Below are 7,807 nucleotides of genomic sequence, written 5' to 3'. Positions count from 1 at the left end.
CGAAACAGATGGTTCGCGAAGGTGCATTAGGTGAAATCAGAAAAATCATTGTGGAATATCCTCAGGGCTGGTTAAGTACCTTATCTGAACGCGAAGGAAATGCTCAGGCAGCCTGGCGCACAGATCCATCTAAAACGGGCAAAAGCGGAAGCATGGGCGATATTGGCACACATGCCGCACATTTAGCAGAATATATCTCTGGTCTGAAAATCACTAAAATATGTGCAGATCTAAACATTGTTGTTCCAGGAAGAGCAATTGATGATGATGGAAATGTTCTATTGAAATTTGACAATGGATCAAACGGAGTATTAATTGCTTCACAAATTGCTGCAGGTGAAGAAAACGCCTTAAAAATTAAAGTTTATGGCGAAAAAGGTGGCTTGGAATGGCATCAAATGGAACCAAATACAATGATTGTTAAATGGTCAGATGCGCCTGCTCAAATCTACAGAACAGGAAATGGCTTCATGGGTAGCTTTGCACAACACAACACACGTACGCCTGGTGGTCACCCTGAAGGTTATTTGGAAGCTTTTGCTAATATTTATAAAAACTTTGCGTTAACAGTAAATGCCAAATTAAATAACGAAGAACCTACTGCTGAAATGCTGGATTTTCCAACAACCGAAGATGGTGTTCGTGGAATGGCTTTTATTGAAAATGTAGTAGCATCGAGCCAATCGGATTTGAAATGGCACGATTATAAAATTTAATTCTTCGCATGACGACATTAAAAGGACCAGGAGTATTTCTAGCCCAGTTTATTGGAGATGAAGCTCCCTTCAATTCTTTAGATAATATTTGTAAATGGGCTGCTGATTTAGGTTTTAAAGGTATTCAGATGCCAACGCTGGATAAAAGATTTATTGATCTTCAGCAAGCTGCCGAAAGTAAAACTTATGCAGATGAACTTAAAGGAAAAATTGCAGCTCACGGTTTAGAAATTACGGAATTATCTACTCATTTACAGGGGCAATTGGTAGCTGTACATCCTGCATACGATGATTTATTTGATGCTTTTGCACCAAAAGAAGTTCATGGAAACCCAAAAGCCAGAACAGAATGGGCAGTGCAACAAATGAAATATGCGGCAAAAGCATCGCAAAACCTGGGTTTAAACGCTCATGCCACTTTTAGCGGCTCGTTATTATGGCAATATTTTCATCCGTGGCCACAACGCCCGGCGGGTTTGGTAGAAGAAGGCTTTGCTGAATTAGCTAAACGCTGGACACCAATTTTGAATGAATTTGATCAGCATGGCGTTGATGTTTGCTATGAGATTCATCCCGGAGAAGATTTATTCGATGGCGAAACCTATGAAATGTTTTTAGCTGCGGTTAATAATCATCCTCGGGCATGCTTATTGTATGATCCTTCTCACTTTGTTTTGCAGCAACTGGATTATATTCAATATATCGACTTTTATCACGAAAGAATTAAGGCTTTCCACGTGAAAGACGCAGAATTTAATCCAACAGGTAAACAGGGTACTTTCGGTGGATACCAAAGTTGGGCCAACCGTGCTGGAAGATATCGTTCTCCAGGCGATGGCCAGGTTGATTTTAAAACCATTTTCAGTAAATTAGCACAATACGACTTTAAAGGTTGGGCCGTTATGGAATGGGAATGTTGCATAAAAAATCAAGAAGATGGTGCTCGTGAAGGATCGGAGTTTATTCAGAAACATATTATTAATGTAACTGAAAAAGCATTTGATGATTTTGCAGCATCGGGTAGTGATAGCGCTTTCAATAAAAAAATATTAGGATTACAAGACTAACAACACACACACAAATGAAAAAGACATTTTTAGGTTTAGGCGCAATAGTGATTTTTATGGCGTCTTTTTCGAAAGCAGATTTAGAGAAGGAGAAAATGGTGGTTGCCACAGCAACTTTAACCCATCACGAGTTTCAAATGAGTGCCGGTGAAAAACTGATTAATAAATCAGATTGTATCGGCTGCCACAACAAAGTGAACAAAATTATCGGTCCATCTTACACCGAGATCGCTAAAAAATATCCTGCTACAGAGAAAAACATCAATTACCTGGCTGATAAGATTATCAAAGGTGGTACAGGTGTTTGGGGCACTATGCCAATGACAGCACATGCTACGCTGAAACCAGCTGATGCTAAGTTGATGGTGAAATATATTCTTTCGTTGAAGAAAAAATAAGCTAAACATCCTATAAACTTCAAATACTAATGAAAACAGATCAAGAAAATAAAAGCACGACTAACCGCCGTGATTTTATTAAAACGAGTGCCATCGCTGCCGCAGCATTTATGATTGTTCCACGCCATGTTTTGGGCGGACCGGGCTATTTAGCTCCAAGCGATCGATTAATTATTGCGGGTATTGGTGTTGGTGGTAAAGGGCAAAGTGATATTGCCATGTTCGCTAAAAGCGGAAAAGCTGATATCGCTTATCTATGCGATGTTGATGACCGTCGTGCAGCAACCAGCGTTAAAAATTTCCCAAAAGCGAAATACTATAAAGATTATCGTGAGATGTTAGATAAAGAGCACAAAAATTTTGATGCTGTTTCTATCTCTACACCTGATCATAACCACGCTATACAGGCTTTAGCAGCGATGCAATTGGGTAAACATGTTTATGTTCAAAAACCATTAACGCATGATATTTACGAAGCTCGTATTTTAACTGCTGCGGCTAAAAAATATAAGGTGGTTACTCAAATGGGTAATCAGGGTGCGTCAAATGATGGCCCTCGCCAAATGAAAGAATGGTACGAAGCTGGTTTAATTGGCGATGTACACACTGTTTACGCTTGGACAGATCGTCCGGTTTGGCCTCAGGGTATTCCATGGCCAGCTAAAAAAAGCGAAATTCCTAAAGAATTAGATTGGAATTTATGGTTGGGTACCGCTCCTGAAAAAGATTTTGTTGATAAACTAGTTCCTTTTAACTGGCGTGGCTGGTGGGACTACGGAACGGGTGCTCTTGGCGATATGGGTTGCCACTTAATTGAAGCTCCGTTCAGCGTACTGAACCTGAAATATGCAAAAGAAGTAGAGGCAAGTGTAGGTTCTGTTTACGTTGATGAATTTAAACGTGGATATTTCCCAGAAAGCTGTCCTCCATCAAGTCATGTTACTTTAAAATTCCCTAAAACAGATAAAACCAAAGGTGATGTTACCTTACACTGGATGGATGGTGGTATTCAACCAGAGCGTCCTGTTGAATTGGAAGCAAACGAAACTTTTGGTGATGGTGGTAATGGCACATTATTCATCGGAACAAAAGGTAAAATGATGTCTGAAACTTACAGTGCGAATCCGAAACTATTGCCTTTAAGCAGAAATAAAGATATCAAAGTAAAAGAAAAATATGCCCGTGTTAAAGATGGTGCAAATGGACACTACGCACAATGGGTTGATGCTGCAATTGCAGGTTATGAAAAACAGGAAGTAAGTTCTCCATTTGAAATTGCTGGACCATTGACAGAAGCCTTATTGATGGCAAACTTAGCCATCAGAAGTTTCGACATCAAGAAAAATGTAAACGGTAAAAACACTTATCCTGGCAGATATATGAAAATGCTTTGGGATAACGATAACATGAAAATTACAAATTTTGATGAAGCAAATCAATTCGTAAAACGCGAATATCGTCAAGGCTGGAATAACTTAACTCTTTAATTCAACTTCGTCATTGCGATATGTAAAGTAACCCGATAATATGGTAGCTTTATATATCGCATTGGCTGTAAATAAAACACCATGAAAAAAATGATTCTTTCTGCCTGCATTTTACTGGCAGTATCTCAAATATCTCAGGCACAAAAGGGTTTCAAACCTTTATTCGATGGAAAAACCACAACAGGTTGGCATACTTACAACAAAACTACAGTAGGTAGCGGCTGGCAGGTTCAGGATGGTGCTTTGCACTTAGACCCAAAAACCAAAGGAACTGATGGCGGCGGCGATTTAGTTACCGACAAAGAATACAAAGATTTCCATTTAAAATATGACTGGAAAGTAGCTCCGAAAGCTAATAGCGGACTTATATTTTACGTTCACGAAGAACCAAAATATCATGCCACCTACTCTACCGGCTTAGAAATGCAGGTTTTAGATAATGATGGACATCCGGACGGCAAAATCACCAAACACCGTGCTGGTGATTTATATGACTTAATTAAAAGTAAATCAGAACCTGTTAAGGCAGTTGGCGAATGGAACAAAGCAGAAATCATCAGTAAAAAAGGAAATTTAACACTTATTTTAAATGGTGTTGAAGTAGTGAAAACTACGCTATGGGATGAAAACTGGAAAAACCTGGTTGCAGGAAGCAAATTTGCTAAATGGGAAAACTGGGGAACTTTCAAATCTGGAAAAATTGCATTGCAAGATCATGGAGATGAAGTTTGGTACAAAAACATCACTGTAAAAGAACTATAAAATAAGGTCGAGATTTAGGTTAAGGTCGAAAGCTAAATTTCAATCTATGTCTTAGCCTCAACTTTAACCTCAATCTAAGCCTAAACCTTAACCTTATATAAACCAAATGAATAGCACTACTCGCTTTAAACTTTCTACCATGATGTTCCTGGAATTTTTTGTCTGGGGAGCCTGGTTTGTAACACTGGGAACATTTCTAGGGAACAATTTAAAAGCTACAGGCGCCGAAACCGGAGCTGTATTTTCAACACAATCATGGGGCGCAATTATTGCACCGTTTATTGTAGGTTTAATTGCCGACAGATATTTCAACGCAGAAAGAATTCTTGGTGTTTTGCACCTCATTGGAGCGTTATTGATGTACCAGATGTACAACGCAACCGATATCAGTGTGTTTTACCCTTATGTGTTGGGTTATATGATCATTTTTATGCCTACCCTGGCGCTGGTGAATTCAGTATCATTTAACCAGATGAATGATCCGGAAAAGGAATTTTCATCCATTCGTATTTGGGGAACCATCGGCTGGATTGCAGCGGGTTTATTGATTAGTTACTTCTTCCATTGGGATTCAAAGGAAGGCACTGAAAGTGGTTTGCTAAGAAACACTTTTGCAATGGCAGGAATTGTATCTTTGGTGTTAGGTTTATTTAGTTTTGCTTTGCCAAAAACACCACCTAAGGTTTCTTCAACAGAGAAAATAAAAATCGGCGATCTTATTGGATTAGATGCCTTAAAATTATTAAAAGATCGAAATTTTTTAATTTTCTTCATTTCATCTATTCTGATTTGTATCCCTCTTGCGTTCTATTACCAAAATGCAAATCCATTCCTTTCAAATATTGGGATGGATAATCCTACTGGAAAAATGACCATTGGGCAGGCTTCTGAAGTAATTTTCTTATTATTTATTCCAATCTTTTTCAAAAGATTTGGATTCAAGATGACCATTTTGGTAGGTATGCTGGCTTGGGCAGTTCGATATGCTTTGTTTGCCTATGGAAATGCCGGAGAACTAAGTTTTATGTTAATTTTAGGCATTGCCTTACATGGGGTTTGTTATGATTTCTTTTTTGTATCCGGACAGATTTACACAAATTCAAAAGCTGGAGAGCGGTTCAAAAGTTCTGCTCAAGGCTTGATTACTTTGGCTACCTACGGTGTAGGTATGTTAATTGGTTTTGCGGTAGCAGGTAAAATTTCTGATGCTTACAAAGCTGTAGATGGCACAATGGATTGGAAAATGATTTGGATAATTCCTGCAGGAATTGCGCTTGTGGTATTCATTCTATTTGCGTTAACATTTAACGATAAAACAAAATCTGAAATAGAAGCTAAAGCTTTGTAATCATGCCTTCGAATCTAAATAGAAGAAATGCATTAAAGAACATCATTGCAGGAACTGCTGCAATTGGTGTTTCTTCTGGTTTAGCCACATTTGCAATGGATCAATCGAATAAGAAAAATACAGCCAGCTTGAAAGGAAACGTAAATCATTCCGTTTGCAGGTGGTGTTTTAGTACACTTTATGTAGAAACGCTTTGTACAGAGGCCAAAAAAATCGGCATAAAAGGCATTGATTTGGTTGGCCCAAAAGATTGGCCCATCCTGAAAAAACATGGTTTGGAATCTACCATGTGTAATGGTGCAGAAATTAATTTAGTTGATGGATTTAATGACGAAAAGTTTCATGAAACCCTGATCAAAAATTATTCAGAAATGATTCCGTTAGTTGCCGCTGCTGGCTATAAAAACCTGATTTGCTTTAGCGGTAATCGCCGGGGCAAAGATGATGAAACGGGCTTGAACAATTGCGTTAAAGGCTTAAAGCAATTGATGCCGTTGGCCGAAAAACATGGCGTAATTTTGGTGATGGAACTACTAAACAGCAAAATCAACCATAAAGATTATCAGTGTGATAAAACGGCCTGGGGTGTTGAACTTTGTAAACGTTTAGGATCTGAAAACTTTAAATTGCTATATGATATTTATCATATGCAGATTGATGAAGGTGATGTTATTCATACGATCAAAGAAAATCATCAATATATTGCCCATTATCACACCGCAGGCGTTCCTGGCAGAAATGAAATTGATGATAGCCAGGAATTAAATTACCCGGCGATAATGAAAGCCATTGTTGGAACCGGCTTTAAAGGTTTCGTTGCACAAGAGTTTATACCAAAAAATGCAAATAAATTAGCTTCGTTAAAACAGGCGATTTCTATTTGCGACATTTAATTATATCATATGTTATCAAGAAAAAGTTTTATGATCAGCAGTTGCTTAGCCATAGCAACATTACTTTTAGCGCCATCTTTTGCCTGTGTTGCACAGAAAAAAGCAGTAGGTCTTCAATTGTATTCATTGAGAGTTGATCTTCCAAAAGATTTAAAAGGAACAATTGAAAAAGTAGGCAAGGCGGGTTTTAGCCAGGTGGAAACTTATGGCTTTTCAATCAAAGATCAGTTTTGGGGATTAACACCCATTGAGTTTAAGAAACTTCTTGCTGCCAATGGCCTAACCGCTGTAAGTAATCACTTCAGCCTGGGAAGTTACCTTTCAGACGGTAATACCAGTGAACTGAAAGCCTCAATAGCAGCTGCAAAAGTTTTAGGTAGCAAATATGTAACTATTCCATATTTGGATCAAAGCATCAGAAAAACCGCTGCTGATTATAAAAAAATCGCTGCTAAAATTAATGTTGCGGCCAAAATGTGTAAAGATGCAGGTTTACGCTTAGCCTACCACAATCACGATTTTGAATTTGAGAAATTTGGTGAAACCACGGGATATCAGATTCTGTTGAACGAAACTGATAAAAACCTGGTCGATTTTGAACTGGATTTATATTGGGTTGCTCGTTCGGGAAATGATCCATTAAAATTATTTAAACAAAATCCAGGACGTTTTACCATGTGGCACGTGAAGGATATGGATAAAACAAATCCTGCATTAAATGCAGAAGTTGGAACTGGAAGCATCGATTGGAAACCAATCTTCGCTGCTGCTAAACTTTCTGGCATGAAATACTTTTTCGTTGAGCATGAAACTAATTACAAACCGAATCCTATCGAATCAGTTGCAGCAAGCTGTGACTATCTTAAAAAGAATATCTTATAACAGGCGTTAGTTCACATAAAAGGTCGTAGCCTATCGCTACGACCTTTTTTTTTGCATGATTTCCTATCCAGTTAACGGTCGCATCAAGACGCTAGATTAAGATTGCTAATTTAACTTTCCCGCTAAAACGCATGTATTTTTAAAGCGTTTTGTATTCCCATTCAAATCGAATACATCAAATAAAATGATGTAGATTCCTATGGCAGCTTTTTGACCCTGCTCATCCAATCCATCCCAAGTTAAATTCCCGTTTG

Annotated in this window: 8 protein-coding genes; all 8 read left to right on the top strand. The window is 38.3% G+C overall.

The annotated features are described in order from the left end of the window. Positions 1–716, top strand: a 716-nt coding sequence (locus ON09_RS21045) for a Gfo/Idh/MocA family protein (protein WP_010603048.1), incomplete at its 5' end; no start/stop codon positions are given. Between the two features lie 8 nt (positions 717–724). Next, positions 725–1,783 carry a sugar phosphate isomerase/epimerase family protein gene (locus ON09_RS21040; protein ID WP_010603047.1) on the top strand — a complete coding sequence of 353 codons (1,059 nt, stop codon included), beginning with the start codon at positions 725–727 and terminating at the stop codon, positions 1,781–1,783. Between the two features lie 14 nt (positions 1,784–1,797). After that, positions 1,798–2,181 (top strand): c-type cytochrome, encoded by a 384-nt coding sequence (locus ON09_RS21035; RefSeq protein ID WP_010603046.1) that lies wholly within the window; start codon positions 1,798–1,800, stop codon positions 2,179–2,181. 29 nt (positions 2,182–2,210) lie between these two features. Next, positions 2,211–3,668 (top strand): Gfo/Idh/MocA family protein, encoded by a 1,458-nt coding sequence (locus ON09_RS21030; RefSeq protein ID WP_010603045.1) that lies wholly within the window; start codon positions 2,211–2,213, stop codon positions 3,666–3,668. An 81-nt stretch (positions 3,669–3,749) separates the two neighbouring features. After that, a complete protein-coding gene (locus ON09_RS21025) occupies positions 3,750–4,430 on the top strand; it encodes a 3-keto-disaccharide hydrolase (RefSeq protein WP_010603044.1) in 681 nt (226 codons plus the stop codon). A 106-nt stretch (positions 4,431–4,536) separates the two neighbouring features. Next, entirely contained in the window at positions 4,537–5,778 is a 1,242-nt protein-coding gene (locus ON09_RS21020) for a nucleoside permease (protein ID WP_029204528.1), read from the top strand. 2 nt (positions 5,779–5,780) lie between these two features. Then, on the top strand, positions 5,781–6,671 hold the full coding sequence (locus ON09_RS21015; RefSeq protein ID WP_010603042.1) for a hydroxypyruvate isomerase family protein: 891 nt from the start codon (positions 5,781–5,783) through the stop codon (positions 6,669–6,671). A 9-nt stretch (positions 6,672–6,680) separates the two neighbouring features. Further along, on the top strand, positions 6,681–7,553 hold the full coding sequence (locus ON09_RS21010) for a sugar phosphate isomerase/epimerase family protein (RefSeq protein ID WP_029204527.1): 873 nt from the start codon (positions 6,681–6,683) through the stop codon (positions 7,551–7,553). The last annotated feature ends 254 nt before the right edge of the window (positions 7,554–7,807 follow it).

It is taken from the genome of Pedobacter agri PB92 (assembly GCF_000258495.1).
In the GTDB taxonomy this organism is placed as follows: domain Bacteria; phylum Bacteroidota; class Bacteroidia; order Sphingobacteriales; family Sphingobacteriaceae; genus Pedobacter; species Pedobacter agri.
Note: the sequence above shows the minus strand (reverse complement) of the source record. Positions and strands in the feature narration are given on the sequence as shown.